This is a genomic window from Burkholderia sp. D-99 (assembly GCF_011605345.1).
In the GTDB taxonomy this organism is placed as follows: domain Bacteria; phylum Pseudomonadota; class Gammaproteobacteria; order Burkholderiales; family Burkholderiaceae; genus Burkholderia.
Window position 1 is genome coordinate 11,713 of sequence record NZ_JAAOXM010000011.1, and the last position, 26,826, is coordinate 38,538.

Below are 26,826 nucleotides of genomic sequence, written 5' to 3' on the forward strand. Positions count from 1 at the left end.
GGCCGTCACCGCGTTGCGCTATCGTGACGGCTCGTCCGTTCATCCGCCCGCCCCGCTTTGAGCACGTCGACCGCCTCCGCTCCCTCCCGCCATCCCTGGCCGGTGTTCATCGCATTCCTGCGGCTCGGCCTCACGTCGTTCGGCGGCCCGGTCGCGCATCTCGGCTACTTCCGCACCGAGTTCGTCACGCGGCGCGCCTGGCTCACCGAGCGCGCGTATGCGGATCTCGTCGGGCTGTGCCAGTTCCTGCCGGGGCCCGCGAGCAGCCAGCTCGGGATGGCGATCGGCCTCGCGCGCGCCGGCTACTTGGGAATGTTCGCCGCGTGGCTCGGCTTCACGCTGCCGTCGGCGTTGCTGATGATGCTGTTCGCGCTCGGTGTGCACGCGAGCGGCGCGCCGATCGAAGCCGGCGCGCTGCACGGGCTGCGCATCGTGTCGGTCGCCGTGATCGCGCAAGCCGTGTGGGGCATGGCACGCACGCTGTGCCCGGATGCACGACGCGTCACGCTGATGGCCGCGGCCGCCTGCGTCGCCCTGCTCGCGCCGGCCGCATGGACGCAGGTTGCAGTGATCGTCGCGGCCGGATTGGCCGGCCTCGTGCTGCTACCGCAGCCGGCGCGCGGCGCCCACGATCCGTTGCCGCTGCACGTGTCGCCCCGCGCGGGCGTACTGTGGCTCGCGCTGTTCGCGGCGCTCCTCGTCGTACTGCCGTTCGCGGCCCGCGCGCTGCGCTCCGATACGCTCGCCGTCGTCGATGCATTCTTCCGTACGGGCGCGCTCGTGTTCGGCGGCGGGCACGTGGTGCTGCCGCTGCTGCAAGCGGCCGTGGTCGCGCCCGGCTGGGTCGGCGATGCGGCGTTCCTGGCCGGCTACGGCGTCGCGCAGGCCGTGCCGGGGCCGCTGTTCACGTTCTCGGCGTTTCTCGGCGCGTCGCTGCGCACCGCGCCGAACGGCTGGCTCGGCGGCACGATCGCGCTGGTGTCGATCTTCGCGCCGTCGTTCCTGCTGGTGGCCGGCACCGCGCCGTTCTGGGAGCGGCTGCGCCGCAGCACGCGGATGCAGGCCGCGCTCGCCGGCGTGAATGCGGCCGTCGTCGGGCTGCTGCTCGCCGCGCTCTATCATCCGGTCTGGACCGACACGATCATGGCGCCGCGCGACCTGGCCGCCGCGCTCGTCGCATTCGTCGCGCTGGTGTTCTGGCGCGTGCCGCCGTGGGCCGTCGTGATCGCGAGCGCGGCGCTCGGCTGGGGGCTCGGCATCCTGGCCTGATCGGGCACGCGCGGCACGTTCCACCGCGACAAAAACAAAAAGCCCTCGAAACGAGGGCTTTTTTGCTGGGTGCCGCGCGCCGTAGCGGCGCGCAGGCGCCGGACCTTACGCGAAGTTCTTCGCTGCGAAGTCCCAGTTCACGATGTTCCAGAACGCTTCGACGAACTTCGGACGTGCGTTGCGGTAGTCGATGTAGTACGCGTGTTCCCACACGTCGATCGTCAGCAGTGCCTTGTCGGCGGTCGTCAGCGGCGTCGCTGCGTTGCTCGTCGACACGATGTCGAGCGAACCGTCAGCCTTCTTCACGAGCCATGCCCAGCCCGAGCCGAACGTGCCGACTGCGGCCTTCGTGAACGCTTCCTTGAATGCGTCGTACGAACCCCACTTCGCGTTGATCGCGTCGCCCAGCACGCCCGTCGGTGCGCCGCCGCCGTTCGGCGACAGGCTGTTCCAGAAGAACGTGTGGTTCCAGATTTGCGCGGCGTTGTTGAAGATGCCGCCCGACGACTTCTTCACGATCTCTTCCAGCGACAGGTTTTCGAATTCCGTGCCCGGGATCAGATTGTTCAGGTTCGTCACATAAGCCTGATGGTGCTTGCCGTAGTGGTACTGGATCGTCTCGAGCGAGATGGTCGGCGCGAGTGCGTCTTCAGCGTACGGGAGCGGCGGGAGCGTATGAGCCATGGCGATTCCTTCGTTGAGTATGTAGGGGGGCTTGTGTTGAATGCTGCCGAGCGTCCGATTGTAGGCGAGACCGAATAACCCCGCAAACTCACGGGCCATTTATCCGCGGTATGCGGAAAAGCGATGTTCGCGCATCGTCCGGCGGGGTGAGCCGACACTGCGCAGCATCCGTTCCGGCGCGAGGTTCGCCCGTTGCGCGACCTCCGCTGCGCTCGCACCGGTTATGTCAGATCGTATCGGTCAGCCGCGGCTGCACATCCGCGAGCGACACGTCGGCCGAGCCTTCGGCGAGATGCACGGTCAGGCGCCGCTGCGGCTTCAGCGCGTTCGGCGTGCGCACCGCGCGGCCCGTCTGTGCATCGATCAGCGCCGCATAGCCGCGCTCGAGCGTGCGCTGCGGGCTCAGCACCTCGAGCCTTGCCGCACAGGCTGACACGCGAGCCGTGTCGCGTTCGTGACGGCGCTGCAATGCCAGCACAAGACGCTGCGACAGCCCCGCGAGCGCCTGGCGCGCCTGCGACGGATCGGGGCGCGCGCGCTGCCAGCGCAGCTGCGCGAGCGCGAACCGTGCGCGCGCATCACGCACCGGCCGCGACGCCGCGGAGGCAAGCCGCACGGCGAGCTGCTCGACGTGCGTGCGCTGCCGCTGAAGCCGCTCGGCCGGGCTCACCAGCCGGCGCGCGAGCCAGTCGAGCTGCTGCGCGCGCTGCTCCAACCGGCGTTCCATGCCGCGCGCGAGCGCACGCTGGCGCTCGCCGACCTCGCGCAGCAGCAGCGCGCGCTGCGGGCTCGCGAGCTCGGCGGCGCCGGTCGGCGTCGGCGCGCGCAGGTCGGCCGCGAAGTCCGCGATCGTGAAATCGGTTTCGTGCCCGACGCCGCTGACGACCGGCAGGTCGCTCGCCGCGATCGCGCGCGCCAGCGCCTCGTCGTTGAACGACCACAGATCCTCGATCGAGCCGCCCCCGCGACAGACCAGCAGCACGTCGACCTCGCGGCGCGCATTCGCGGTCTCGACGGCCGCGACGAGCTTTTCGGCGGAACCGGCACCCTGCACGGGCGCCGGATAGACGATCACCGGAATGTGCGGCGCGCGGCGGGCGAGCGTGGTCAGCACGTCGCGCAGCGCGGCCGCCTGCAGCGACGTGACGATGCCGATCGCGCGCGGGTGGGCCGGCAGCGGCCGCTTGCGCTCGGGCGCGAAGAGCCCCTCGCCCTCGAGCTGCGCCTTCAGCCGCAGGAACGCCTCGTACAGGCGCCCCTGCCCGGTGCGTCGCACGGCCTCGACGTTGAGCTGCACTTCGCCGCGCGGCTCGTACATCGTGACGACAGCGCGTATCTCGATCCGGTCGCCTTCGCGCGGCGTGAACTCCGCGTATTGCGCACGGCCGCGGAACATCACGCAGCGCATCTGCGCCTGCTGGTCCTTGATCGAGAAATACCAGTGGCCGCTCGCGGCGCGCGTGAAATTCGATACTTCGCCCGAAATCCACAGCAGCGGAAACGAGCGCTCGAGCATCGTCGAAATCGCACGATTGAGCGCCGAGACGGGTATCACTTCGTCGCCGCCGCGGGTCGCGCCCGGTGCGGCAAATGGGGAGTCGGAAGGCATGGACGGTCGGATGAATGCTGGCGGCGACACGATAGTCCGACACGCGCGCGACGTCCAGCGCCGGGCGCATGCGCCGCGACGCGCGGAAGGTGTCCACACTTTGGCAATCGTCGGCCTAAAACGCTCGAAAACCGCCGAAAAATCCAGACGATTCGCAATAACACATTGATTTTTATACATTTTTAAAACTTTCGAAACGATTCTCATCCGATTCGAGGCCCACCCCACGGGCGTTTGACGCAATCGAACGGGGAGTTCTTCACAGAGTTATCCACAAGCCGCCGCGATCCGGCCCCGTGGGCTGCGTCGGCCGGTCGCGCTTGCCGCGCCCGCCCGCGGCGCGCTAGAGTGCCGCCTTCCGCAGACCCCGCGGCATGCGCCGCCCAACGGAGAATCCGCCTTGACGAATCCGTCCCACGCCGCGGCGCACGACCTGCCGCGCCCGGCCCGATGAGCACGCCCGACGGCCCGCTCGCCCGGCTCGAAGCGCGCCTGACGCGCGAATGGCAGCGCCGCGGCGCGCTCGCTTGGGCGCTCACGCCGTTCGCGTGCGTGTTCGGCCTGTGCGCGGCGCTGCGGCGCACCGCCTACGCACAGGGCTGGAAGAAGCCGGTCGACGTCGGCGTGCCCGTCGTCGTAGTCGGCAACGTGACCGTCGGCGGCACCGGCAAGACGCCGACCGTGATCGCACTCGTCGACGCGTTGCGGGCGGCCGGCTTCACACCCGGCATCGTGTCGCGCGGCTACGGCGCGAACGTGAAGGCGCCGACCGCCGTCACGCCCGCATCACGCGCCAGCGTGGGCGGCGACGAGCCGCTCCTGATCGCACGCCGCACCGGTGCGCCCGTCTGGGTATGCCCGGATCGCGTCGCGGCCGCGCAGGCGCTACGCGCCGCGCATCCGGACGTCGACGTGATCGTCAGCGACGACGGCCTGCAGCACTACCGCCTCGCGCGGACGGTCGAGCTCGTCGTGTTCGACCACCGGCTCGGCGGCAACGGCTTCCTGCTGCCGGCCGGCCCGCTGCGCGAGCCGCTGTCGCGGCACCGCGACGCCACGCTCGTCAACGATCCATACAGCGGCGCGCTGCCGCCGTGGCCCGACACCTATTCGCTCGCGCTCACGCCGGGCGCCGCGTGGCACCTCGACCAGCCCGCGCTGCGCCGCCCGCTGTCGCAATTCGCGAACGAGCGCGTACTCGCCGCGGCCGGCATCGGTGCGCCGGAACGCTTCTTCGCGACGCTGCGCGCGGCCGGTCTCGCGCCCGCGACGCGCGCGCTGCCCGACCACTATGCGTTCGCCGACAATCCGTTCGTCGACGACGCCGTCGACGCGATCCTGATCACCGAGAAGGATGCAGTAAAATTGGGCGCTTCCTGGCGCGATGCTCGACTGTGGGTCGTCCCCGTCGAAGCCGCGCTCGACCCTCGCCTCATTGCCCTCGTTGTGGAGAAACTCCGTGGACGCTCGCCTGCTTGAAATCCTTGTGTGCCCTATCTGCAAAGGCCCGCTCCACTATGACCGTGCCGCGCAGGAGTTGATCTGCAACGCGGACAAGCTCGCCTACCCGATCCGCGACGGCATCCCCGTGATGCTGGTCGACGAAGCGCGCCAGACCGTCGAAGGCACGCCGGTCGACCCGGCCGGCCGCTAAGCCGCCCGACCCAGCCCGAGCTGCGGCCCGTCCGCGGCCAGGGCGCCGAACCCCGCCGGGCGACCCGCGCCAGACGCGCCGCCCGCTCCGTTCTTTTCTCCGCCCTCCCCGATGACTCACCCGCAACCCTTCATCGCCGTCATTCCCGCCCGGCTCGCGTCGACGCGGCTCCCGAACAAGCCGCTCGCCGATCTCGGTGGCAAGCCGATGGTCGTGCGCGTCGCCGAGCGTGCGCGCGAAGCGGGCGCGCAGCAGGTGCTCGTCGCGTCCGACGCGCAGAGCGTGCTCGATGCGGCACGCGATCACGGCTTCGAAGCGGTGCTGACGCGCGCCGACCATCCGTCCGGCACCGACCGGCTCGCGGAAGTCGCCGCGACGTTCGGGTGGAGCGACGACACCGTCGTCGTCAACGTTCAGGGCGACGAACCGCTGATCGACCCCGTACTCGTGCGCGACGTAGCGTCGCACCTCGCCGCGCATCCGGCCTGCGCGATTGCGACGGCCGCGCACCCGATCCACGACGCGGCCGACGTGTTCAATCCGAACGTCGTCAAGGTCGCGCTCGACGCTCAAAGCGTCGCGCTGTACTTCTCGCGCGCGCCGATTCCATGGAGCCGGGACGCATACCAGCCGCACTGGCCCGACGTCGCAGCCATGCCTGCGCCCGCTTTCCCGGTCTACCGGCACATCGGCCTCTACGCGTATCGCGCGCGTTTCCTGCGCACGTATCCGACGCTCGCGCAGGCGCCGATCGAACAGGCCGAGCAACTCGAACAGTTGCGCGCGCTGTGGCACGGCGAGCGCATCGCCGTGCTGATCACCGAATCCGCGCCCGAAGCCGGAATCGACACGCCGGCCGATCTCGCACGCGTGCAGGCCCTTTTTCAGCCGGGTTCAAAATAACCCGTGGCATAATCAGGCGATTGTGCGAGCCGTCCGCGACCAGCGCGTCCTCGCTTGACCCCGCCCGCGGCCCTGCCGGCAGCCGCGCGTCGCCCAACCCGACGCGCCGCATCAGACCGATCCGCCGCGCGCCAGGCAAGCCCCGCGCACACCGTCGCCGGCGCTTTTTTGCGTCTCGCCACACGAATCTACATACTTGGAGATATCACCATGCGTTTGATCCTGTTGGGCGCGCCCGGCGCGGGAAAGGGCACCCAGGCAAACTTCATCAAGGAAAAGTTCGGCATCCCGCAAATTTCGACGGGCGACATGCTGCGCGCGGCCGTGAAGGCCGGCACGCCGCTCGGCGTCGAGGCGAAGGGCTACATGGACGCCGGCAAGCTCGTGCCGGATGCGCTGATCATCGGCCTCGTCAAGGAGCGCCTGAAGGAATCAGACTGCGCGAACGGCTATCTGTTCGACGGCTTCCCGCGCACGATCGCGCAGGCTGACGCAATGAAGGAAGCCGGTGTCGCGATCGACTACGTGCTCGAGATCGACGTGCCGTTCTCGGAAATCATCGAGCGCATGAGCGGCCGCCGCACGCACCCGGCATCGGGCCGCACGTACCACGTCAAGTTCAACCCGCCGAAGGTCGAAGGGCACGACGACGTGACGGGCGAGCCGCTGATCCAGCGCGACGACGACAAGGAAGAAACCGTCAAGAAGCGTCTCGAAGTGTACGAAGCGCAGACCAAGCCGCTGATCACGTACTACGGCGACTGGGCGCAGCGCGGCGAGGAAAACGGCCTGAAGGCCCCGCAGTATCGCAAGATCTCGGGGCTCGGCAGCGTCGAGGAAATTCGCGAGCGCGCGTTTGGCGCACTGAAGTAAGCAACGCGTCGCGCACCCGCAAGCCGCCCCTTCCGGGCGGCTTTTTTTGCGCAGGCGGAATTCGCGTGGCCGTTCTGGTCTCGCCGCCGCGCGAGGGCACCCCGTACAATCGGTCGAGTGCGGGCGCCGCCGATGCCGGCGGGCGCGCATTTCAACCGATCACGAGGCATCGAACCAGGCAACCGCTTTGCCCTGGAAGCGCAACTTGTGCTGAAGCGCCAACGGCGGTCGACCGCTTTGTATCGGACCACCCCAAGCGCTAAAGCGCCAAGGGCGATCGACCGCCTTGGATGGGACCGCCCTAAGCGCTAAAACGCCAACGGCGATCGACCGCCTTGCATGGGACCACCCCAAGCGCTAAAACGCCAAGGGCGGTCGACCGCCTTGCATGGGACCGCCCTAAGCGCTAAAGCGCCAAGGGCGGTCGACCGCCTTGCATGGGACCGCCCTAAGCGCTAAAGCGCCAAGGGCGGTCGACACGGAGACAGTCATGGAAATTCGCGGCAACGTATTTCTGATCACGGGCGGCGCATCGGGCCTCGGCGCCGGCACGGCGCGGATGCTCGCGCAGGCAGGCGGCACGGTCGTGCTCGCCGACCTCAACGACTCGGCGGGCACCGCGCTCGCAACCGAGCTGGGCGGCATCTTCGTGCACTGCGACGTGTCGAGCGAGGCCGACGCGCAGGCGGCCGTCGACGCGGCGACGCGCGCGGGCACGCTGCGCGGCCTCGTGAACTGCGCCGGCATCGCGCCCGCCGCGAAGACCGTCGGCAAGGACGGCGCGCATCCGCTCGACGTGTTTGCGAAGACGATCAACGTGAACCTCGTCGGCACGTTCAACATGATCCGGCTCGCCGCCGCCGCGATGGCCGCCACCGCGCCGACCGCGGAAGGCGAGCGCGGCGTGATCGTCAGCACCGCGTCGGTCGCCGCCTTCGACGGGCAGATCGGCCAGGCCGCGTACGCGGCGTCGAAAGCCGGCGTCGCAGGCATGACGCTGCCGATCGCGCGCGACCTGTCACGCAGCGGCATCCGCGTGATGACGATCGCGCCCGGCCTGTTCGAGACGCCGATGCTGCTCGGCATGCCCCAGGACGTCCAGGACGCGCTCGGCGCGACGGTGCCGTTCCCGCCGCGGCTCGGCAAACCGGCCGAATATGCGCTGCTGGTGCGCCAGATCGTCGAGAATCCGATGCTCAACGGCGAAGTGATCCGCCTCGACGGCGCGATCCGGATGCAGCCGAAATAAGCACGCAAAAAAACGCCCGCATCGCGGGCATTTTTTTCATTCAGGGTTCCGGCGAACGGCGGCGGCTCAGTCCTCGCCGTCGCGCTGCATCCGCTGCCGCAATTCGGTCACTTGCGATTCGACGACAGTTGCGTCGTCCGCGTCGGGCCGCTCGCCGAGATACTGCTCGAGATCCTCGAGCGCGGGGCGCAGGTAATCGAGCCGCGCATACGCGAAACCGCGGTCGCGGACTTCGTCGAGATGCTCAGGCAACAGGATCACGAGCCGCTGCTGCACCGCGAGCAGCCGCTGCCAGCGTTCCGTCTGAAGATAGATCGTCTTCAGGTTGCGCAGCATCCGCGCGATGATCTCGCGGCTCGTCGCCGGCTGCAGCAGCGCGCGCAACGCGCTGTCGACCGCACCGGCCGCACGCGCGACATACGGCTCGAGCATCTCGACCATCTCGGCTTCGGACAGCGAATGGCCGTTGGCCGGATCGATGATCAGGTCGCCGTCCGGCAGCGTGACGCGCAGCAGGAAATGGCCCGGGAACGATACGCCGCGCGCCGGCACGTCGATCTGCTCGGCGAGTTCCAGGTACAGCACCGATAGCGAAATCGGGATCCCGCGCCGCCGCTTCAGCACGGCGTTCAGGTGGCTGTTATCGGGGTCGTAGTAATCGTTGTGATTGCACGCGAAGCCGAGCTCGCGGAAGAAGAAGTCGTTCAGCGCGGCGACGCGGCCCTTCAGGTCCGCATCGTCGGTGAGCCGCCGGCGCAGCCGCGCCGCCAGCATGTCGAGTTCGGCCAGCGTGCCCTGCAGGTCGAGGTCGGGATACGCGTCCTGCGCCAGCGACAGCGCCGCCTCCGTGACAGGCAGGCTGTCGTCGTCTGCCACGAGCGTGCTGAAGTAGTCGAGGACGCGGGTCATAGCGGTCGTCACTTGGCGCGCCTTCTGAAGTAAGCGTATTTGAAGCCCATCACCCACAACATACCGAAATATAGTGCAGCGAACAGCACGAGGCACGCGGCCATCAGCGCGATGCGATCGAGCGGCTGCGCGCGCATCCCGGTCCAGTCGAAGCTGATCGACAGCCAGTGCATCACGCCCGCGAGCACGAGCGTCGCGCCGATCAGCTGCATGAAGAAGCCCAGCCAGCCCGGCGACGGCTGGTAGATGCCGCGCTTGCGCAGCCCGATGAACAGCAGCAGCGAGTTCAGGCACGCACCGACCCCGATGCTCAGCGTCAGGCCCGCGTGGCCGATCAGCGGCACGAACACGTAGTTCGAGATCTGCGTGACGATCAGCACGCCGATCGCGATCTTCACGGGCGTCTTGATGTCCTGCTTCGCATAGAAGCCCGGCGCGAGGATCTTGATCAGGATGATGCCGACGAGGCCGATCCCGTAGGTCGCGAGCGCGCGCGCGACCATCGTGACGGTATGCGCGTCGAACTTGCCGTAGTTGAACAGGGTCGCGGTGAGCGGCGTCGCGAAGAAGAACAGCGCGAGCGCGCTCGGTGCCGCGAGCAGGAAGGTGACGCGCAACCCCCAGTCGAGCAGCGCCGAATACTCGTGCGAATCGGCGTCGACGTGCGCCTTCGACAGGCTCGGCAGCAGGATCGTGCCGAGCGCGACGCCGAGCAGCGCCGTCGGGAATTCCATCAGGCGGTCGGCGTAGTTGATCCACGACACGGCGCCCTGCCCGAGCCGCGACGCGATGTTGGTGTTGATGATCAGCGACAGTTGTGCGACCGACACCGCGAACGTCGCGGGCACCATCTTCGCGAGCACGCGCTTCACGCCCGGGTGGCGCAGCGCGCGCAGCGGGTTGAGGCCGATCAGCGGCACCATGTCGATCTTCTTCAGGCCCGGCAACTGCACGAGGAACTGCAGCACGCCGCCGACGATGACGGCCCATGCAAGCGCGAACACCGGCACCTTCAGGTGCGGCGCGACGAACACGGCCGCGCCAATGAACGCGACGTTCAGCAGCACCGGCGCGAACGCGGGCAGCGAGAAGCTCTTGTATGTGTTCAGCACGCCGGACGCGAGCGTCGTCAGGGAAATGAACACGATGTACGGGAACATGATCCGCGTCATCGTGACCGCGAGCGGGAACGCCTGCCCGTCGGTGTGCAGGCCGGACGCGACCGCGAACACGACCCACGACGCGCCGAAGATCCCGAGGACCGACAGCACGGCAAGCGCCCACGCCAGCACGGTCGACATCGCGTCGACGAGCGCTTTCGTCGCATCGTGCCCCTGCTGGTTCTTGAACTCGGCGAGGATCGGCACGAACGCCTGCGAGAACGCGCCCTCGGCGGACAGGCGGCGCAACAGGTTCGGGATACGGAAGGCGACGTAGAACGCGTCGGTGTATTGACTGGCGCCGAACGCACGGGCGATCAGCGTCTCGCGGGCCAGTCCGGTCACGCGCGACAGCAGCGTGAAGCCGCTGACCGTCAGCAGGGCTCGGAATAGATTCATGGGGCGCTTATTATACGGACGTTGCGTGGCCCGGCCAGCGGTCGATGCCGAAAAGCGCACACGCCGCCGGCGCCCGTCCCGACGGGAATCACGTCGAGCTTGCCACTCGCTTGATTTTGTTGCTATAATCTCCGGTTTCTGGGCTCGTACATGCACGGCAACTGCCGTTTTCATGTCCCGGCCTCGGTTAAAATCACCGTTTTTTTATGCGCCCCTGGGCAATCGTTCTCAGGGGACGGATCGAAAAGCAGCGCTTGGCCGTCAGGCTCCAAGCTCTGGAAACAGGACAGGATAAGGAACCGTCATGGCTAACTCCGCACAAGCACGCAAGCGCGCCCGCCAGGCCGCGAAGGCAAACTCGCACAACTCGGCGCTGCGCTCGAAATTCCGTACCGCGATCAAGTCGGTTCGCAAGGCTGTTGAAGCCGGCGACCACGCAAAGGCTGCCGATCTGTTCAAGGCTGCCGTGAAGACGATCGACACGATCGCCGACAAGAAGATCGTTCACAAGAACAAGGCCGCTCGCAGCAAGAGCCGCCTGGCCGCAGCCGTCAAGGGTCTGCAGGCAGCAGCGTAAATCCGGTGCGCCCGCTCACGCGGGCGCTCCTGTTTCCTGCGATCGCAAAAAAGCCCGCCTAGGCGGGCTTTTTTGTCGTCTGTCGCCGGCGTGCATCCTGCGGGCCGACGGCATTTGCCAGGGCGGGCGCGACAAGCGCCCTCGCCCATACCGGCATCACTTCTTCGCGTCGTAGTCCGGCAGTTCGCACGCCTCGGTGACGACGAGGTTGTTGTCCTTCGCGAAATTCAGCACGAAATCGAAAGCCATCGGCTCGACATCGCGCAGCCGGGAATCGAGGATCACGCATTTCAGGTCGCCGAGCATCGTCGGACGCACATAGAGCGAATACTTGAGACGCGCGTTCCGCCCGCTCGCCCCCGGCCCGAAGCAGGCCATCACACCGGCCAGACGTTCCGACCAGTCGCTCGGGCGAAACTTTTTCCCGTCTTTCGTGATGCCCTGGATGAAGAATTCGGTCGGAGGGGTTTCAGCCATGTGGTTACCCAAGTGACGGCCCGGCGATGTCCAGGCAACGGCGCCTGGATACGCGAACACAAAGCTGAAACGGACGGCGGCACAAGCATTCCGATATCCCGAAAACGGGGCGTCGATGCGCGCCGCCGGTGGACTGCACCGGATTTGTGCAGCGCACGGCTTGTGTCCGGCAGAGCGCGAGGAGGCTTGCCTGCCGGGCTGGAGAAAACTTTCGGATTATACCGCAGCGCGCCATCGCGCGTCGTCCCGACACCCGTCCTCCCGCACCGTCTGCCGCGCGCGGCGATCGCGCCCCGTTTCTCCCCGCGGCTCGTCAAAGCACAGAAAATCCTTTATGCTGCTTTGAGTTATCCACACCCGACGGTGGCGCCGTCCGGCCTTGCTGCCGGGTGCAACCCGCCGTATCCCGCTTCATGACCGCCAAAACCATTCGTCACTACCTGCAGTTCAAGGATTTCTCGCTGGAAGACTACGAGTACGTGCTCGAACGCACGGGTATCCTGAAGCGCAAGTTCAAGAACTACGAGACCTATCACCCGCTGCACGACCGCACGCTCGCGATGATCTTCGAGAAGAGCTCGACGCGCACGCGCCTGTCGTTCGAGGCCGGGATCTTCCAGCTCGGCGGCCACGCCGTCTTCATGAGCACGCGCGACACGCAGCTCGGCCGCGGTGAACCCGTCGAGGATTCCGCGCAGGTCATCTCGCGGATGGTCGACATCATCATGATCCGCACGTTCGAGCAGGAGGTCATCAAGCGTTTCGCGGAGAACTCCCGCGTGCCGGTGATCAACGGCCTGACGAACGACTACCACCCGTGCCAGGTGCTCGCCGACATCTTCACGTACTACGAGCACCGCGGCCCGATCGCCGGCAAGACCGTCGCGTGGGTCGGCGACGCGAACAACATGCTCTACACGTGGATCGAAGCCGCGCAGATCCTCGGCTTCAAGCTGCGCCTGTCCACGCCGCCCGGCTACGCGCTCGACATGAAGCTCGTGTCGCCCGGCAGCGCGCCGTTCTACGAGGTGTTCGACGATCCGAACGAAGCGTGCAAGGGTGCCGATCTCGTCACCACCGACGTGTGGACGAGCATGGGCTTCGAGGCCGAGAACGAGGCCCGCATGCAGGCATTCGCCGACTGGTGCGTCGACGAGGAAATGATGGGCCACGCGAACCCGGACGCCCTCTTCATGCACTGCCTGCCCGCGCACCGCGGCGAGGAAGTGACGGCCGGCGTGATCGACGGCCCGCAGAGCGTCGTCTGGGATGAAGCGGAAAACCGCCTGCACGTGCAGAAGGCGTTGATGGAGTTCCTGCTGCTCGGCCGCCTCAAGCACTGACGCGCCGGCACCCGGCAACCCATGAAAAAAGCGCCGATCGACGATCGGCGCTTTTTGTTTGGGCACGCGAACAGCGGGGCGAGACCCGCGTTACAGGCAGACGGGTTCCGGCTCGAGCTCGACGCCGAATTGCGCGCACACGTCGGCCTGGATCGCCTGCGCCAGCGCGAGCACGTCGGCGCCCGTCGCACCGCCGCGATTGACGAGCACGAGCGCCTGGCGGTCGTGCACGGCCGCCGCGCCCAGTGCGCGCCCCTTCCAGCCGCAGCGGTCGATCAGCCAGCCGGCCGCGAGCTTGACCTGCCCGTCCGGCTGCGGATACGACACGACCTCGGGCGCACGGGCGCGCAGCGCATCGAATTGCGCGGCATCGATCACCGGATTCTTGAAGAAACTGCCCGCGTTGCCGAGGACAAGCGGATCGGGCAGCTTCGCGCGGCGGATCGCGACGACAGCATCGAACACGTCACGCGGCGCGGCCGCATCGGGTGCGATGCCACGGGCATCGAGTTCGCGCGTGACGTCCGTGTAGCCGAGCCGCGGCGCCCATTGCTTCGGCAGCCGGAACGTCACCGATACGATCGCGAACCGGCCGCGCCCTTCCCGCTTGAAAAAGCTGTCGCGATAGCCGAACGCACAGCGCGCGGCGTCGAAGCGCTCGCTACGCCCCGTCGCCAGCTCGACCGCGACCAGCGAGTCGAAATACACCTTCATCTCGAGGCCGTATGCGCCGATGTTCTGGATCGGCGCGGCGCCGACGGTGCCCGGAATCAGCGCGAGGTTCTCGAGACCCGGCATCCCGTGTTCGAGCGTCCATGCGACGAATGCGTGCCAGTTCTCGCCGCCGCCGGCCTCGACGTACCACGCGTCGTCCTCCTCGCGCACGACGCGGCGGCCCGCGATCTCGTCGAGCAGCACGACGCCGTCGAAATCGCGCGTGAACACGACGTTGCTGCCGCCGCCGAGCACGAGCCGTGGCAGGTTCGCGACGCGCGGGTCGCGATGGAGCGCCTCGAATTGCGACGCGTGCGTGACGCGCGCGGCAACGCGCGCGGTCGCGGCGATGCCGAACGTGTTGTGCGCGGCGAGCGGATGGTCGGGAAGCAGCGACAGGGCGGAATCGTCAGGAGGCATCGGCATTCGCGGTCACGTCCGCCCGGGCGGCACATGGCCGGCCTTGGGCAAACGGAGGGGCATCGGTAAAATGGCAAACAGTCCGCAATTATAGCGAGTGCCTGCGCGCGAGCCGGGTGCCCGCATCTCAAGGGAGAAAACCATGCCATCGTTCGACGTCGTTTCCGAAGCGAACATGATCGAAGTAAAGAACGCCATCGAGCAGTCGAACAAGGAAATTTCGACACGCTTCGACTTCAAGGGCTCCGACGCGCGCGTCGAGCAGAAGGAGCGCGAGCTGACGCTGTTCGCCGACGACGATTTCAAGCTCGGCCAGGTCAAGGACGTGCTGATCGGCAAGCTGGCCAAGCGCAACGTCGACGTGCGCTTCCTCGACTACGGCAAGGTCGAGAAGATCGGCGGCGACAAGGTCAAGCAGATCGTCACCGTGAAGAAGGGCGTGACCGGCGATCTCGCGAAGAAGATCGTGCGGCTCGTGAAGGACAGCAAGATCAAGGTACAGGCGAGCATCCAGGGCGACGCGGTGCGCATCTCGGGCACCAAGCGCGACGACCTGCAGAGCACGATCGCGATGCTGCGCAAGGACGTGACCGACACGCCGCTCGACTTCAACAACTTCCGCGACTGATCGCCAGACGATCCTTCACGTCATCCTGCCGGGCCCCGCACGCGCGGGGCGCCCGGCATGCGGCAAGCGCTGCGCGTTCTCAGGCTTTCCCGCCGCCCTGCGCGCCGCCGTCCGCGGCCGCCTTCTTCTTGTCACCGATCCGGCTTTCCTGCCCCGCCAGCAGCTTCGAAATGTTGCCGCGGTGACGCCACACGAGCAGCACGCTCATCGCGAGCACGGCCCACGCGACCGGGTTGTGGCCCGTGCCGAACAGGAACACGTCGAACACCGGCGCGAACACGGCCGCCACCAGCGCCGCGAGCGACGAATAGCGGAAGAAGAACGCGACGATCAGCCAGGTCAGCGCGGTCGCGAGCCCGAGCACCGGGTGCACGGCGAGCAGCACGCCGGCCGCGGTCGCGACGCCCTTGCCGCCCTGGAAGCGGAAGAACACCGGATACAGGTGACCGAGGAACACGGCGATCGCGACCCATGCGACCGCGACGTCGGGCAGGCCGAAGCGGCGGGCGAGCCAGACGGCAACCCAGCCCTTGAACGCGTCGCCGACGAGCGTCAGGATCGCGGCCTTCTTGTTGCCGCTGCGCAGCACGTTGGTCGCGCCGGGATTCTTCGACCCGTACGAACGCGGGTCGGCCAGGCCCATCGCGCCACTGACGACGACGGCGAACGACACCGAACCGATCAGGTAGGCAACAAGGGCAGCGAGCAGGATCTGCATGCGGAGGACTCTTCTTTCAACGTATCGGTAAAGGGACGGCTGCGCGGCAAGCCGGCAAGCCGAAACGGCGCCCATTCTACCGAACGGGCGCGGGGTGCCACGAAGGTGAAACCCTCAGTCGACACTCGCGCACTGCACGGGCTCCGCGCCGAGCAGCGACGTGAGCACGGCCGGCGCGAGGCTGACGAGGTAGCCGCGACGGCCGCCGTTCAGGTAGATCGTCGGCAACTCGAGGATCGTCGCCTCGACGTAGACGGGCATCGTCTTGCGCGTGCCGAACGGCGACGTGCCGCCGACGAGATAGCCCGAATGACGGTTCGCGACCTCGGGCTTGCACGGCTCGACGCGCTTCGCGCCGATCTGCCGCGCGAGGTTCTTCGTCGATACCGTGCGGTCGCCGTGCATCAGCACGATCAGCGGCTTCGCCTGTTCATCTTCCATCACGAGCGTCTTCACGACGCTGTGCTCGTCGACGCCGAGCTGGCGCGCCGATTCGCCGGTGCCGCCGTGCTCGACGTAGTCGTACGGATGCTCGCCGAACACAACGCCGTGGCGGCGCAACAGCTGGGTCGCTGGGGTTTCGGACACGTGTCTGGATTTGCTCATGGCGGCATTTTAATGGTGAACGACCGGCGGGCGCGCAATGGCGCCTTCACGCCCGCGCCGACGGTATACTCGCGGCCCGTTTTCCGCCGGGCGGCCTGCTGCGTCGCCGCAACGATTCCGTCCATCATCATTGCGGACATCGCGAAGCGCTATTGCCCGAATGGCCGATTGTGGCGCGCACGCCGTCATGGCACGATCGTTCGCCAACCTCGTCAGCCGCCGCCCGCCCCTTTTCTGGAGACGCCATGTCCTCGTCCCCCCGTTCTTCCGAGCCGCTCGACGTCGATGCACTGCTCGCCGCGCTGCCTCACCGCATCGCCGACGTGCCCGCACGCCGGGCCGCGCAGGCGCCCGCGCACCCGGCGCTGATCGAGGACGCGCGCCGCCTGTCGTACGGCGAGCTGTCGCAGGCCGTCGATGCGGCGGCCGCGCTGCTCGCCAGCCTCGGCGTGCAAGGCGGCGACCGCGTGATGATCGTCGCCGAAAACTGCGTCGCGCAGATCGTGCTGCTGTTCGCGGTCGCCCGCCTAGACGCGTGGGCGCTCGTGTCGAACGCGCGCTTGTCGGCCGGTGAACTCGACGCGATCGCCGCGCACGCGCGTCCGAAGCTGATCGCGTTCACCACCGACGCATCGCCCGACGCGCGCACGCATGCCTCGCGGCACGGCGCGACACCTGCCGGCACACTGCCGGTCGACATCGGCGCGTGGTCGTATCGCGTCGACGCGAGCGCGCCGGGCGAACCGGTTGCCGCCGACGGCGCCGCGCAATGCGCGGCGCTGATCTACACGACCGGTACGACCGGCACACCGAAAGGCGTGATGCTGTCGCATCGCAACCTGCTGTTCATCGCGGCGACGTCGAGCACGCTGCGCCGCGTGTCGCCTGACGACGTCGTCTACACGGTGCTGCCCGTGTCGCACGTGTACGGGCTCGCGTCGGTCTGCCTCGGCAGCCTGTACGCGGGCGCGACGCTGCGGCTCGCCCCGCGCTTCTCGCCGGAAGCCGTGCGCGTTGCGCTCGCCGACGAAGGCGTCACGATCTTCCAGGGCGTGCCCGCGATGCACGCGAAGCTGCTCGAACACCTGCACACGCACGGCCACGCGTGGCGCGCGCCGCGCCTGCGCTTCGCGTATTCGGGCGGCTCGCCGCTCGACGCGAACCTGAAGGCACGCGTCGAGCGCCTGTACGGCGTGCCGCTGCACAACGGCTACGGGATGACCGAAAGCAGCCCGACGATCACGCAGACGCCGCTCGACGCGCCACGCGCCGACAGCTCGGTCGGCGTGCCGATTCCCGGTGTGGAAATGCGGATCGTCGCACCGGACGGCACCGACGTGCCGCCCGGGGAAGTCGGCGAAATCCGCGTACGCGGGCCGAACGTGATGCTCGGCTACTACCGCAACGCGGACGCCACACGCGCGGCCGTGTCGCCGGACGGCTGGCTGAGCACCGGCGATCTCGCGCGACAGGAAGCGGACGGCGCGGTGACGATCGCGGGCCGCAGCAAGGAGCTGATCATCCGGTCGGGCTTCAACGTCTATCCGGTCGAAGTCGAACAGGTGCTGAACGCGCATCCGGACGTCGTGCAGGCGGCCGTCATCGGCCGCGCGGTCGAAGGTAACGAGGAAGTGCTCGCGTTCGTCGAACTGGTGCCCAATGCGACCGCGGGCGAAGCAGCGTTGCACGCATGGTGTGCCGAGCGGCTCGCGCCTTACAAACGCCCCGCACACATCCGTATCCTCGACGCGCTGCCGGCCGCGTCGACGGGCAAGGTGCTGAAGCACAAGCTGCGCGAGCTGGTCTGACGCTGGCGGGCCGGTGCGCCCGCCGGAGCCTGTGCAGCGAAGTGTGCGCTAACCGCGCGGATGGTGTTGGGCGTGCAGCGTCTTCAACCGCTCGCGCGCGACGTGCGTATAGATCTGCGTGGTCGAGATGTCGCTGTGACCGAGCAGCAATTGCACGACGCGCAGGTCGGCGCCGTGATTCAGCAAGTGCGTCGCGAACGCGTGCCGCAGCGTGTGCGGCGACAGGTGTGCGCGTACGTCCGCGTGCTGCGCGTGACGCTTGATGATGTTCCAGAACTGCTGGCGCGTCATCCCGTCGCCGCGTGCGGTCACGAACAGCGCGTCGGCCGCGCGCGCGCCGAGCAGCGCCGGCCGCGCATCGCGCAGATAGCGCTCGATCCAGCCGTGCGCGACTTCGCCGAACGGCACTAGCCGTTCCTTCGAGCCCTTGCCCATCACGCGCACGACGCCCTCGTTGAGCCCCACCTCGACGGTCTTCAGCGTCACGAGTTCGCTCACGCGCAACCCGCTCGCATACATCAGCTCGAGCATCGTGCGATCGCGCAGGCCGAGCGGCGTGCCGATGTCGGGCGCGCCGAGCAGCGCCTCGACCTGCGCCTCCGACAACGTCGACGGAAACCGGGCGGCCTGTTTCGCGGACGTGATCCGCAGCGTCGGGTCGGCGCTCGCGCGATGTTCACGCACGGCCCAGCCGTAATAGCGCCGGAACACGGACAGCCGCCGGTTCGACGACGTCGCCTTGCCGTCGCTGCGCGCGGCGATATAGCCCGTCACCATCGCTTCGTCGACCGAATCGAGCGACGTGTCGTGCGTCTCGGCCAGCCATTGGGAAAACAGCACCAGATCGCGCCGGTAAGCATCGAGCGTGTTGCGTGCGAGCCCGTGCTCGAGCCACAGCGCATCGCAAAACACGTCGATCGATGCGCGGCTCGCGAGCAGCGCGGGTGACGCCGCGGCGGCATCGCCGTCGGCTTCGGGGGAAATCAGCGATTCACTCATCAGTACGGCACGCCCTCGTGCGCCAGCAGCCAGCGCTTCACTTTCTGGTAATAACCGTTGTCGTCGTGGTTCGCGAAGCCGCCGAGGCCGCCCGCCGCGACGACGCGATGGCACGGGATCACGAGCGGAAAATAGTTCGCGCCGCACGCCTGACCGACCGCGCGCGGCGCGCTGCCGATCCGTTTCGCAACCTGCCCGTAGGTCAGCACCGTGCCAGGCGGGATATCGCTGATCACGTCCCACACGCGGTGCTGGAACGCGCTGCCGACTTCGGCGAGCGGCAGGTCGAAGCGCGCCGACGCGCGCTCGAAATAACGTTCGATCTGCTTGACCGCGCGCTTCGCGAGCGGCGAATCCGGATCGATCGACTTCACCGATTCGGGCAGATAGACGATCTCGCGCACCACCGCGGCATCCGTGCGGACGCCGACCTTGCCGAACGGTGCGTCGATGACTGCATTGAACATGGCCCTCTCCTGACCGACGGATGCGCGCGGCACCACCGCGCGCCGACGACACTGTACGCCGCCTTCACGCGGCACGCAGCGCCCATTCGACATGCTCGCGCACGACCGGCGACGGATCGTCGGCCCGCGCGCGCAACGCGGCGACGATCGCGTCGCGCGCCTGCGGCGCGAGCCGGCCCTCACCCGCGCGCAGCGCATTGCCGAGCCCGACCGCGAGATTGCGCAACCAGCTTTCGTAGCCGATGCGCCGGATCGCACTGCCCTGCATCCGCGTATCGAACGTGTCCGCATCCCACGCAAACAGCTCGACCAGCGTCGCGCGGTCGAGGCCGTGCCGCACGTCGAAATCGGCAACGGGCGCGGCCTGCGCGAACTTGTTCCACGGGCACACGAGCTGGCAATCGTCGCAGCCGTACACGCGATTGCCGATCATCGGCCGCAGCGGCTCGGGGATGCTGCCTTTCAGTTCGATCGTCAGGTACGAGATGCAGCGGCGCGCGTCGACGCGGTACGGCTCGACGATCGCGCCGGTCGGGCACGCGTCGATGCAGCGCGTACAGCTGCCGCAATGCGCACCGGGCGTCTCGGGCGCGGTGTCCGGCGACGTGTGCGCGTCGGTCGGCAACGGAACGTCGACGTAGATCTCGCCGAGGAAGAACAGCGAACCCGCATCGCGCTGCAGCAGCAGCGTGTGCTTGCCGCGCCAGCCGACGCCGGCCTTCTGCGCGAGCTCGACCTCGAGCACGGGCGCCGAATCGGTGAACACGCGGTAACCGAACGCGCCGATCTCTTGCTCGATTCGCTCGGCGAGCGTCTGCAGCCGGTTGCGCAGCACCTTGTGATAGTCGCGGCCGCGTGCATAGATGGACACGACGGCCGCCTGCGGATCGTCGAGCCGGGCGCGTTCGCGCGCGCGCCAGTCGTGCGGCGCGAGCGCGCCCGGCTCATCGTCGGGCGCGCCGGCGGCGAGCGTTTCGGCCGGCAGATAGGCGAGCCGCGCGGAGATCACGCGTCGCGTACCGGCCACAAGTTCGGCCGGACGCGCGCGTTTCATCCCATGTTTCGCCATATAATCCATTTCGCCGTGGTAGCCGGCTTCCAGCCAGGCGGCGAGGCCTGCTTCGGCATCCGAGAGATCGGTATCGCTGATGCCGATCGCCCCGAAACCCAATTCGCGCCCCCACGCCCTGATGCGCGCGGCGAGCGCAGTCAACGCCGCATCGTCGAGCGCGCACGGTGCCGCGCCTTCGGCACGAGTCGAAGGCCTGTCGGATGCGGCGAGTTCCGGTAATCGGTTCATCGCACTATTTTACGAGAATGCCAGCCACGTCCCATACGCCTCATGCCATCACGCTGCCTGCCCCGTTCGCGGAGCGCGTGATCGCGCTCGCCGACGAAGCGGCGACCGAGGCCTTCGGCACCCGCTTCGCGCACGCGCTCGACGCAGCGCGCGTCGATCTCGCCCGCGCGCATGCGTTCGACGGGCTGCAGATCCAGCTGGTCGGCGATCTCGGCGCGGGCAAGACATCCCTCGTGCGCGCGATCCTGCGCGGCCTCGGCCACACAGGGCGCGTGCGCAGCCCGACCTATACGCTCGTCGAGCCGTACGCGCTCGAACGCGACGATGGGGAACTCGAGGTCTATCACTTCGATCTGTATCGTTTCAACGATCCGGCCGAATGGTCCGATGCAGGCTTTCGCGAATATTTCAATTCCAGCGCGATCTGCCTCGTCGAATGGCCACAACAGGCGGGCACGCTGCTCGGCGTACCCGATCTGGTTTTCTCGCTCGACGTGGATGGCGACGGCCGCGCCCTCACCGTTCGGGCGTACAGCGCTTCAGGAAAGGCATGTCTCGAAAGATGTTGATCAAACCGTTCCGCTCGATCGAATCGGCGGCCACCGCGACGCACAACTGGCGGCGTCGCCAGATCCTGTGCGCGGGCGCGTCGACGCTGGTGCTCGGTCTCGTCGCGCCGCGTCTCGCGCACGCGTCGTCGGTGCTCGGCGTGCGCGTGTGGCCCGCACGCGATTACACGCGCGTCACGATCGAATCCGACCAGCCGCTGCAGAATACTCAACAGCTGCTGCAGGGTCCCGACCGCCTCGTCGTCGACCTGAGCGGCCTCGATCTCGACCAGGCGCTGCGCGACCTCGTGTCGAAGATCGCGCCGAACGACCCGCAGATCCAGTCGGTGCGCGTCGGCCAATATCAGCCGCACGTCGTGCGGATGGTGTTCGACCTGAAAGGTTCGGTGAAGCCGCAGGTGTTCACGCTGCCTCCGGTCGGCACCTACAAGTACCGGCTCGTGTTCGACCTGTATCCGGCCGTCGCGCCCGATCCGCTGACCGACCTGATCGCGCAGACGGAACGCAAGGAGCAGGCGCTCAACGATACCGCGCGCGCGCAGCAGATGCAGCCGCCGACCGCGCTGAACGGGCCGGGCACGCCCCTGCCGCCGCCCGCCGCGGGCGACGGCAGCGACGCGTTCTTCCAGCGATTCGCACAGAACACGCCGGCCGCGCCGCACACGCCGCCCGCCGCCGGCACGCCTTCGACACCCGCGAAGCCGGCTGTCAAGCCGCCGCCCGTCATCGCGCGCCGCGACGACAGCGACGACGACGGCGACACCTACAAGTTCACCGCACCGAAATCCGGCAAGGGCGGCACCGTGCGCCTGCTGACGGTGGCGATCGATCCGGGCCACGGCGGCGAGGATCCGGGCGCGATCGGCGGCGGCGGCACGTACGAGAAGCACATCGCGCTCGACATCGCGAAGAAGCTGCGCGCGAAGATCGACGGCGCGCCGAACATGCGCGCGATGATGACGCGCGACGCCGACTTCTTCGTGCCGCTGAATGTGCGCGTGCAGAAAGCGCGCCGCGTGGGCGCAGATCTCTTCGTGTCGATCCACGCGGACGCGTTCACGACGCCGTCAGCGCGCGGCTCTTCCGTGTTCGCGCTGTCCGATCACGGCGCGACGAGCGCCGCGGCGCGCTGGATGGCGAACAAGGAGAACTCGTCCGACCTGATCGGCGGCATCAACATCAAGACGGCGGACGCGGCCGTGAACCGCGCGCTGTTCGACATGTCGACGACCGCACAGATCCGCGATTCGCTGCGCTACGGCAACTACGTGCTGAAGGAAGTCGGCGGCATCAACAAGCTGCACAAGGGCTCGGTCGAGCAGGCCGGGTTCGCGGTGCTGAAGGCGCCCGACATTCCATCGATCCTCGTCGAGACCGCGTTCATCAGCAACCCGGAAGAAGAGAGCCGGCTGAACGACGACAGCTATCGCGACCAGATGGCCGACGCGATCTTCCGCGGCATCAAGCGCTATTTCTCCGCGAATCCGCCGCTCGCGAAGAACCGGATGGCCTGACGGCCGTACCCGGCCACCCCACCCCGCCGCCGGCACGCAGTGCGTGCCGGCGCGTCACGATGCCGCGAAGCGGCGCATCAGTTTCCCGCCGAACACGTTCACCGCGAGCCCGCCCATCACGAGCGCCGTGCCGATCAGCTGCGTGCGCGTCAGATGCTCGTCGAGCAGCAGCGCCGAGGAAGCCAGGCCGACGATCGGCACCAGCAACGAGAACTGCGCGACCTGCGCGGCCGGATAGCGCGACAGCAGGCGGCTCCACAGCCCGTAGCCGAGCAGCGTCGCGACGAACGCGAGATAGACGACCGCGAAGATCGACGCACCGTTCAGCCCGGCGAGCGCGGCCGCGATCCGCTGCGGCCCTTCGAACCACAGCGACAGCAGGAAGAACGGCACGGGCGGCACGAGGCTTGCCCACACCACGAGCGACACGAGGTTCGCACGGCCGACCTTCTTCGTGACGATGTTGCCGAACGCCCACATCGCCGCCGAGCAGATCGTCAACAGGAAGCCCGCGAGCGTCATCGCGCGGCCGCCCTGCGCCGCGATCACGACGAGCCCGCCCGCGGCGATCGCGAGCCCGAACAGGTTCTGCATGCGCAGCCGCTCGCCGAGGAACAGCATCGCGAACACGAGCGTGAAGAATGCCTGCGACTGCAGCACGAGCGACGCGAGGCCGGCCGGCATGCCGACGTACATGCCGGTGAACAGGAACACGAACTGGCCGAGCTGGATCGTCGCGCCATACAGCACCAGCAGGCGCCACGGAATTTGCGGCCGGCGCACGAAGAACACCGCGGGCACGGCCGCGAGCGTGAAGCGCAGCGCGCCGAGCAGCATCGGCGGCATGCCGTGCAGGCCGACCTTGATCACGACGAAGTTCACGCCCCACGCCAGGATCACGACCAGCGCAAGCAGCAAGTCCTTCGGGGCCATCATCGGCGTCTCCTCGATTGTCGAATTGTTGTGGAAGGTGTTCTCGAGCCCCGTCGCTTCGCGTCAGGCTTCCGAGGTGGTGATCCCCCAAAGGGGACGTCCTGCAGGGCGGAAAACCCGCGGCGGCCCGGCGTTTTCTCGGGAAGCCGGTCAGTCTACCGGGTTTCGGCACCCGGCCCGATACCCGCGCGGCGCGAATGGAATCGGCGGCGGACGGCCAGTACAATGACCGGCATCGCCCCCGCCGCCCCACAGGAACAGCCATGACCGCTCCGATCAAAGCCCTGCTAAAACCGCACGTGCGCGACATCGGCAACCTGCAGGTGCGCCGCACGCTGCCCGCACTCGCCGCACGCCTCGTCGGCCCGTTCATCTTCTTCGATCACATGGGGCCCGCCACGCTGCCGCCCGGCACGGGGCTCGACGTGCGCCCGCATCCGCATATCGGCCTCGCCACCGTCACCTACCTGTTCGACGGCGCGATCCTGCACCGCGACAGCCTCGGATCGCGGCAGGAGATCGTGCCGGGCGACGTGAACTGGATGACGGCCGGCCGCGGGATCGTCCACTCCGAACGCACGCCCGATGCGCAGCGCGAAAACGGCCACACCGTGCACGGGATCCAGACCTGGGTCGCGCTGCCGCGCACGCACGAGACGACCGAGCCGTCGTTCGAGCACCATGCAGCCGACACGCTGCCGAAGCGCAACGAAGACGGCGTGTCGCTGACGGTGATCGCCGGCGATGCGTTCGGGCTGCGCTCGCCGGTCACGACGTTCTCGCGCACGCTGTATGTCGCGGCCGAATTCGCGGCCGGCGGCCGTCTCGAACTCGACGCGTCTCACGAGGAGCGCGCGGTCTACGTGGTCGACGGCGAGCTCGCGATCGACGGCACGCCGGTGCCGGCCGAGCAGATGGCCGTGCTCGCGCCCGGTGCCGCAGTCACGCTGACGAGCGGCAGCGGCGCGCGCGCGATGCTGCTCGGCGGCGACAAGATCGACGGCGAGCGCTTCATCGAATGGAATTTCGTCGCGAGCAGCCGCGAAGCGATCGAGCGCGCGAAAGCGGCATGGACGCGCCAGGAAATGGGCAAGGTGCCGGGCGAGACCGAGTGGATTCCGCTGCCCGAGTCGAAGCCGCGTTGAAAAAGGGGCACACCGCCCCCATCCTGACGACATTCGAACGGAAGAGAACGACATGGACACCACGCTTGCCACATTCGAGAAAGACGTCATCGAGGCGTCGCTGGACGCACCCGTGCTGGTCGACTTCTGGGCGCCGTGGTGCGGCCCCTGCAAGACGCTCGGCCCGCTGCTGGAAAAGCTCGAAGGCGACTACGAAGGCCGCTGGAAGCTCGTGAAGGTCAACGTGGACGAGAACCAGGAGCTCGCCGCGCACTTCCAGACCCGCAGCATCCCGCACGTGATCGCGTTCGCCGACGGGCGCCCCGTCGACCAGTTCGTCGGCGTGCTGCCCGAAGGCCAGCTGCGCGCCTTTCTCGACCGGCTGCTGCCGGCCCCCGAGGAAGCCGAGCGGCGTGCCGCGCAGTACGCGATGGCTGAAGAGCGCTACGACGACGCGCTCACGCACCTCGAGGCGGCGCTCGCACTGAACCCCGGCTTCGACGACGCACGCCTCGACCTGATCGAACTGCTGCTCGCGAGCAACCAGGTCGACGCGGCGCGCGCCGAAACCGAACGCCTGTCGCCGCAGATCGTGCAAGCTGGCGACCCGCGCTTCCAGGCGATCAAGACCCGTTTCGACGCACTCGAGGCCACGGCCGACCTGCCGCCGACCGACGCGCTCGAAGCACGCATCGCTGCCAACCCGGCCGATCTCGACGCGCGTTTCGATCTCGCGCAGAGCCTGATTGCGCGGCGGGCGTATGAAGGTGCACTGGAGCAGTTGCTGGAAATCGTCACGCGCGACCGCACGTACGGCGACGATCTCGGCCGCCGCACGATGATCTCGGTGTTCGAGCTGGCCGGCGATCGGCCGGACCTCGTCGCCGGGTGGCGGCGCAGGCTGAGCATGGCGCTCAACTGATGGTCGACCGGCCGGGCCGCAACGGCCCGGCTGCGGGCAGCCCCGCACGGCATGTGACGCACATCACGCGCCGCAACATCGCGTCGACGCCCGCGCGTCGCGGCCTCAGCCGGCGGCTTGCGCCGCGATCGCGCGCAGCGCATGCGCGGCGGCCGCGAAGCCGAAACTCGCGGTCACGCACACGCTCGAACCGAATCCTGCACAGTTGAGCCCCGCGACGTGCGCGGCCGCGGACGGCTCGGCGCCGTCCTCGAGGTCGCAAGCGGCGGCTTCCGGATAGATCAGCGGCTCGTCCGAATACACGGCGCTGACCTTGAAACGCGCCTTCGGCCCGCGCGGAAAGCCGTGCTGCTTGCGTAACTGCGCGCGCACCTTCGACAGCAGCGGATCCTGGATCGTCAGCGCGAGATCGTCGATCCGGATGCGCGTCGGGTCGAGCTGGCCGCCCGCGCCGCCGACCACGACGAGCGGCTGACGCTTCGCGACGCACCACGCGATCAGCGCGACCTTCGTGCGCACGCTGTCGATCGCGTCGATCACGTAGTCGAAACCGCCGCCGAGCAGTGCGTCGAAATTGTCGGGCTCGACGAAATCCTCGATCCGGTTCACGCGGCACGCGGGATCGATCAGCGCGATCCGCTCGGCCATCGCGTCGACCTTCGGCTTGCCGTAATTGCCGTCGAGCGCGTGGATCTGCCGGTTCGTATTGCTTTCCGCGACGTTATCGAGATCGATCAGCGTCAGCGTGCCGACCGCGTTGCGCGCGAGCGCCTCGGCCACCCACGACCCGACGCCGCCGATCCCGATCACCGCAACGTGCGCGCGCTCGAACGCGGCGGCGGCCGGCGCGCCGTACAGCCGCGCGACGCCGCCGAAACGCCGCGCTCGATCCACGTCAAGCTGGATTTCCGGGGTCGGGGTAAGATCAGAGGAACTGGGCGGGGCAGTGTCGGCGGCAGACATGGCAGCAAGGAAATCGTAAGTCGTGCAGCCCTCTA

Annotated in this window: 27 protein-coding genes; 14 read left to right on the forward strand and 13 right to left on the reverse strand. The window is 68.1% G+C overall.

Annotation, left to right across the window (positions count from 1 at the left end; all coding sequences use genetic code 11):
* The first annotated feature begins 57 nt into the window (after positions 1–57).
* Positions 58–1,269, forward strand: a complete 1,212-nt coding sequence (gene chrA / locus HAV18_RS29645; RefSeq protein ID WP_166963236.1) for a chromate efflux transporter — start codon at positions 58–60, stop codon at positions 1,267–1,269.
* 105 nt (positions 1,270–1,374) lie between these two features.
* Here chrA and sodB read toward each other — a convergent pair whose 3' ends face one another.
* The gene (sodB, locus tag HAV18_RS29650; protein ID WP_166963238.1) at positions 1,375–1,953 is read right to left on the reverse strand and encodes a superoxide dismutase [Fe]; all 579 of its coding nucleotides are present in this window, start codon (positions 1,951–1,953) and stop codon (positions 1,375–1,377) included.
* Between the two features lie 226 nt (positions 1,954–2,179).
* Positions 2,180–3,562: an exodeoxyribonuclease VII large subunit gene (xseA, locus tag HAV18_RS29655; RefSeq protein WP_166963240.1), complete on the reverse strand. Its 1,383-nt coding sequence runs from the start codon at positions 3,560–3,562 to the stop codon at positions 2,180–2,182.
* 450 nt (positions 3,563–4,012) lie between these two features.
* Here xseA and lpxK point away from each other — a divergent pair, with 450 nt between their 5' ends.
* The 5 genes from lpxK to HAV18_RS29680 all read left to right on the forward strand — a co-directional run bounded on the left by lpxK (position 4,013) and on the right by HAV18_RS29680 (position 8,241).
* On the forward strand, positions 4,013–5,041 hold the full coding sequence (lpxK, locus tag HAV18_RS29660) for a tetraacyldisaccharide 4'-kinase (RefSeq protein ID WP_166963242.1): 1,029 nt from the start codon (positions 4,013–4,015) through the stop codon (positions 5,039–5,041).
* Positions 5,022–5,216, forward strand: a complete 195-nt coding sequence (locus HAV18_RS29665; protein WP_010090898.1) for a Trm112 family protein — start codon at positions 5,022–5,024, stop codon at positions 5,214–5,216. Before lpxK ends, HAV18_RS29665 begins: the two co-directional genes overlap by 20 nt.
* A 111-nt stretch (positions 5,217–5,327) precedes the next feature.
* Positions 5,328–6,119 (forward strand): 3-deoxy-manno-octulosonate cytidylyltransferase, encoded by a 792-nt coding sequence (gene kdsB, locus HAV18_RS29670; protein WP_059665170.1) that lies wholly within the window; start codon positions 5,328–5,330, stop codon positions 6,117–6,119.
* A gap of 210 nt (positions 6,120–6,329) precedes the next feature.
* A complete protein-coding gene (adk, locus tag HAV18_RS29675) occupies positions 6,330–6,992 on the forward strand; it encodes an adenylate kinase (protein ID WP_011352990.1) in 663 nt (220 codons plus the stop codon).
* 490 nt (positions 6,993–7,482) lie between these two features.
* Positions 7,483–8,241 (forward strand): SDR family NAD(P)-dependent oxidoreductase, encoded by a 759-nt coding sequence (locus HAV18_RS29680; protein ID WP_166963244.1) that lies wholly within the window; start codon positions 7,483–7,485, stop codon positions 8,239–8,241.
* 66 nt (positions 8,242–8,307) lie between these two features.
* On the opposite strand, the gene HAV18_RS29685 is transcribed toward HAV18_RS29680, so the two are convergent.
* Positions 8,308–9,150, reverse strand: a complete 843-nt coding sequence (locus HAV18_RS29685; protein ID WP_166963246.1) for a SirB1 family protein — start codon at positions 9,148–9,150, stop codon at positions 8,308–8,310.
* Between the two features lie 8 nt (positions 9,151–9,158).
* Positions 9,159–10,709 carry a murein biosynthesis integral membrane protein MurJ gene (gene murJ, locus HAV18_RS29690; RefSeq protein WP_166963248.1) on the reverse strand — a complete coding sequence of 517 codons (1,551 nt, stop codon included), beginning with the start codon at positions 10,707–10,709 and terminating at the stop codon, positions 9,159–9,161.
* Positions 10,710–11,013: 304 nt separating this feature from the next.
* Between murJ and rpsT the strand changes: the two genes are divergently transcribed.
* A complete protein-coding gene (gene rpsT, locus HAV18_RS29695; protein WP_047898858.1) occupies positions 11,014–11,286 on the forward strand; it encodes a 30S ribosomal protein S20 in 273 nt (90 codons plus the stop codon).
* A gap of 156 nt (positions 11,287–11,442) precedes the next feature.
* On the opposite strand, the gene HAV18_RS29700 is transcribed toward rpsT, so the two are convergent.
* Positions 11,443–11,763, reverse strand: a complete 321-nt coding sequence (locus HAV18_RS29700) for a DUF3579 domain-containing protein (protein ID WP_166963250.1) — start codon at positions 11,761–11,763, stop codon at positions 11,443–11,445.
* A gap of 413 nt (positions 11,764–12,176) precedes the next feature.
* Here HAV18_RS29700 and argF point away from each other — a divergent pair, with 413 nt between their 5' ends.
* On the forward strand, positions 12,177–13,106 hold the full coding sequence (gene argF, locus HAV18_RS29705; RefSeq protein ID WP_166963252.1) for an ornithine carbamoyltransferase: 930 nt from the start codon (positions 12,177–12,179) through the stop codon (positions 13,104–13,106).
* Between the two features lie 90 nt (positions 13,107–13,196).
* Here the strand turns inward: argF and murB are convergent, their stop codons facing one another.
* Positions 13,197–14,246 carry a UDP-N-acetylmuramate dehydrogenase gene (gene murB / locus HAV18_RS29710; RefSeq protein WP_166963254.1) on the reverse strand — a complete coding sequence of 350 codons (1,050 nt, stop codon included), beginning with the start codon at positions 14,244–14,246 and terminating at the stop codon, positions 13,197–13,199.
* A gap of 136 nt (positions 14,247–14,382) precedes the next feature.
* On the opposite strand from murB, the gene HAV18_RS29715 reads away from it, so the two are divergent.
* A complete protein-coding gene (locus tag HAV18_RS29715; RefSeq protein WP_006482217.1) occupies positions 14,383–14,868 on the forward strand; it encodes a YajQ family cyclic di-GMP-binding protein in 486 nt (161 codons plus the stop codon).
* Between the two features lie 79 nt (positions 14,869–14,947).
* Here the strand turns inward: HAV18_RS29715 and plsY are convergent, their stop codons facing one another.
* Both plsY and ybaK read right to left on the reverse strand, forming a co-directional pair.
* Positions 14,948–15,586 (reverse strand): glycerol-3-phosphate 1-O-acyltransferase PlsY, encoded by a 639-nt coding sequence (gene plsY, locus HAV18_RS29720; RefSeq protein WP_166963256.1) that lies wholly within the window; start codon positions 15,584–15,586, stop codon positions 14,948–14,950.
* 114 nt (positions 15,587–15,700) lie between these two features.
* Positions 15,701–16,192, reverse strand: a complete 492-nt coding sequence (ybaK, locus tag HAV18_RS29725; RefSeq protein ID WP_166963258.1) for a Cys-tRNA(Pro) deacylase — start codon at positions 16,190–16,192, stop codon at positions 15,701–15,703.
* 245 nt (positions 16,193–16,437) lie between these two features.
* Between ybaK and HAV18_RS29730 the strand changes: the two genes are divergently transcribed.
* Positions 16,438–18,000: a class I adenylate-forming enzyme family protein gene (locus HAV18_RS29730; RefSeq protein WP_166963260.1), complete on the forward strand. Its 1,563-nt coding sequence runs from the start codon at positions 16,438–16,440 to the stop codon at positions 17,998–18,000.
* A 48-nt stretch (positions 18,001–18,048) separates the two neighbouring features.
* Here the strand turns inward: HAV18_RS29730 and xerD are convergent, their stop codons facing one another.
* The 3 genes from xerD to queG form a co-directional block, all read right to left on the reverse strand.
* On the reverse strand, positions 18,049–18,999 hold the full coding sequence (gene xerD, locus HAV18_RS29735; RefSeq protein WP_166963262.1) for a site-specific tyrosine recombinase XerD: 951 nt from the start codon (positions 18,997–18,999) through the stop codon (positions 18,049–18,051).
* Positions 18,999–19,466, reverse strand: coding sequence for a methylated-DNA--[protein]-cysteine S-methyltransferase (locus HAV18_RS29740; RefSeq protein ID WP_166963264.1), 468 nt, complete (start codon positions 19,464–19,466; stop codon positions 18,999–19,001). Before HAV18_RS29740 ends, xerD begins: the two co-directional genes overlap by 1 nt.
* A gap of 64 nt (positions 19,467–19,530) precedes the next feature.
* Entirely contained in the window at positions 19,531–20,766 is a 1,236-nt protein-coding gene (gene queG / locus HAV18_RS29745) for a tRNA epoxyqueuosine(34) reductase QueG (protein ID WP_166963266.1), read from the reverse strand.
* Positions 20,767–20,783: 17 nt separating this feature from the next.
* Here queG and tsaE point away from each other — a divergent pair, with 17 nt between their 5' ends.
* Together tsaE and HAV18_RS29755 are read left to right on the forward strand one after the other, a co-directional pair.
* Positions 20,784–21,335: a tRNA (adenosine(37)-N6)-threonylcarbamoyltransferase complex ATPase subunit type 1 TsaE gene (tsaE, locus tag HAV18_RS29750; protein ID WP_166963277.1), complete on the forward strand. Its 552-nt coding sequence runs from the start codon at positions 20,784–20,786 to the stop codon at positions 21,333–21,335.
* On the forward strand, positions 21,317–22,849 hold the full coding sequence (locus tag HAV18_RS29755; RefSeq protein WP_166963279.1) for an N-acetylmuramoyl-L-alanine amidase: 1,533 nt from the start codon (positions 21,317–21,319) through the stop codon (positions 22,847–22,849). The genes tsaE and HAV18_RS29755 overlap by 19 nt, the downstream gene beginning before the upstream one ends.
* Before the next feature lie 54 nt (positions 22,850–22,903).
* Here the strand turns inward: HAV18_RS29755 and HAV18_RS29760 are convergent, their stop codons facing one another.
* Complete coding sequence (locus tag HAV18_RS29760) at positions 22,904–23,782, reverse strand: EamA family transporter (protein ID WP_208102182.1); 879 nt, start codon at positions 23,780–23,782, stop codon at positions 22,904–22,906.
* Positions 23,783–24,045: 263 nt separating this feature from the next.
* Between HAV18_RS29760 and HAV18_RS29765 the strand changes: the two genes are divergently transcribed.
* Together HAV18_RS29765 and trxA are read left to right on the forward strand one after the other, a co-directional pair.
* Positions 24,046–24,927, forward strand: a complete 882-nt coding sequence (locus HAV18_RS29765) for a pirin family protein (RefSeq protein WP_166963283.1) — start codon at positions 24,046–24,048, stop codon at positions 24,925–24,927.
* Between the two features lie 52 nt (positions 24,928–24,979).
* Complete coding sequence (gene trxA, locus HAV18_RS29770) at positions 24,980–25,828, forward strand: thioredoxin (protein WP_166963285.1); 849 nt, start codon at positions 24,980–24,982, stop codon at positions 25,826–25,828.
* A gap of 105 nt (positions 25,829–25,933) precedes the next feature.
* On the opposite strand, the gene HAV18_RS29775 is transcribed toward trxA, so the two are convergent.
* A complete protein-coding gene (locus tag HAV18_RS29775; RefSeq protein ID WP_166963287.1) occupies positions 25,934–26,791 on the reverse strand; it encodes a ThiF family adenylyltransferase in 858 nt (285 codons plus the stop codon).
* Positions 26,792–26,826 lie beyond the last annotated feature (35 nt).

Bases quoted from the DNA above. Each gene is read 5' to 3' on its own strand.
- xseA (WP_166963240.1), bottom strand. From the start codon at position 3,562: ATGCCTTCCGACTCCCCATTTGCCGCACCGGGCGCGACCCGCGGCGGC.
- HAV18_RS29685 (WP_166963246.1), bottom strand. From the start codon at position 9,150: ATGACCCGCGTCCTCGACTACTTCAGCACGCTCGTGGCAGACGACGAC.
- trxA (WP_166963285.1), top strand. From the start codon at position 24,980: ATGGACACCACGCTTGCCACATTCGAGAAAGACGTCATCGAGGCGTCG.
- ybaK (WP_166963258.1), bottom strand. From the start codon at position 16,192: ATGAGCAAATCCAGACACGTGTCCGAAACCCCAGCGACCCAGCTGTTG.
- murJ (WP_166963248.1), bottom strand. From the start codon at position 10,709: ATGAATCTATTCCGAGCCCTGCTGACGGTCAGCGGCTTCACGCTGCTG.
- kdsB (WP_059665170.1), top strand. From the start codon at position 5,328: ATGACTCACCCGCAACCCTTCATCGCCGTCATTCCCGCCCGGCTCGCG.
- HAV18_RS29740 (WP_166963264.1), bottom strand. From the start codon at position 19,466: ATGTTCAATGCAGTCATCGACGCACCGTTCGGCAAGGTCGGCGTCCGC.
- adk (WP_011352990.1), top strand. From the start codon at position 6,330: ATGCGTTTGATCCTGTTGGGCGCGCCCGGCGCGGGAAAGGGCACCCAG.
- HAV18_RS29760 (WP_208102182.1), bottom strand. From the start codon at position 23,782: ATGGCCCCGAAGGACTTGCTGCTTGCGCTGGTCGTGATCCTGGCGTGG.
- HAV18_RS29775 (WP_166963287.1), bottom strand. From the start codon at position 26,791: ATGTCTGCCGCCGACACTGCCCCGCCCAGTTCCTCTGATCTTACCCCG.
- HAV18_RS29765 (WP_166963283.1), top strand. From the start codon at position 24,046: ATGACCGCTCCGATCAAAGCCCTGCTAAAACCGCACGTGCGCGACATC.
- murB (WP_166963254.1), bottom strand. From the start codon at position 14,246: ATGCCGATGCCTCCTGACGATTCCGCCCTGTCGCTGCTTCCCGACCAT.
- queG (WP_166963266.1), bottom strand. From the start codon at position 20,766: ATGAACCGATTACCGGAACTCGCCGCATCCGACAGGCCTTCGACTCGT.
- HAV18_RS29715 (WP_006482217.1), top strand. From the start codon at position 14,383: ATGCCATCGTTCGACGTCGTTTCCGAAGCGAACATGATCGAAGTAAAG.
- plsY (WP_166963256.1), bottom strand. From the start codon at position 15,586: ATGCAGATCCTGCTCGCTGCCCTTGTTGCCTACCTGATCGGTTCGGTG.
- sodB (WP_166963238.1), bottom strand. From the start codon at position 1,953: ATGGCTCATACGCTCCCGCCGCTCCCGTACGCTGAAGACGCACTCGCG.
- HAV18_RS29730 (WP_166963260.1), top strand. From the start codon at position 16,438: ATGTCCTCGTCCCCCCGTTCTTCCGAGCCGCTCGACGTCGATGCACTG.
- HAV18_RS29680 (WP_166963244.1), top strand. From the start codon at position 7,483: ATGGAAATTCGCGGCAACGTATTTCTGATCACGGGCGGCGCATCGGGC.
- rpsT (WP_047898858.1), top strand. From the start codon at position 11,014: ATGGCTAACTCCGCACAAGCACGCAAGCGCGCCCGCCAGGCCGCGAAG.
- HAV18_RS29700 (WP_166963250.1), bottom strand. From the start codon at position 11,763: ATGGCTGAAACCCCTCCGACCGAATTCTTCATCCAGGGCATCACGAAA.
- HAV18_RS29755 (WP_166963279.1), top strand. From the start codon at position 21,317: ATGTCTCGAAAGATGTTGATCAAACCGTTCCGCTCGATCGAATCGGCG.
- xerD (WP_166963262.1), bottom strand. From the start codon at position 18,999: ATGAGTGAATCGCTGATTTCCCCCGAAGCCGACGGCGATGCCGCCGCG.
- tsaE (WP_166963277.1), top strand. From the start codon at position 20,784: ATGCCAGCCACGTCCCATACGCCTCATGCCATCACGCTGCCTGCCCCG.
- argF (WP_166963252.1), top strand. From the start codon at position 12,177: ATGACCGCCAAAACCATTCGTCACTACCTGCAGTTCAAGGATTTCTCG.
- lpxK (WP_166963242.1), top strand. From the start codon at position 4,013: ATGAGCACGCCCGACGGCCCGCTCGCCCGGCTCGAAGCGCGCCTGACG.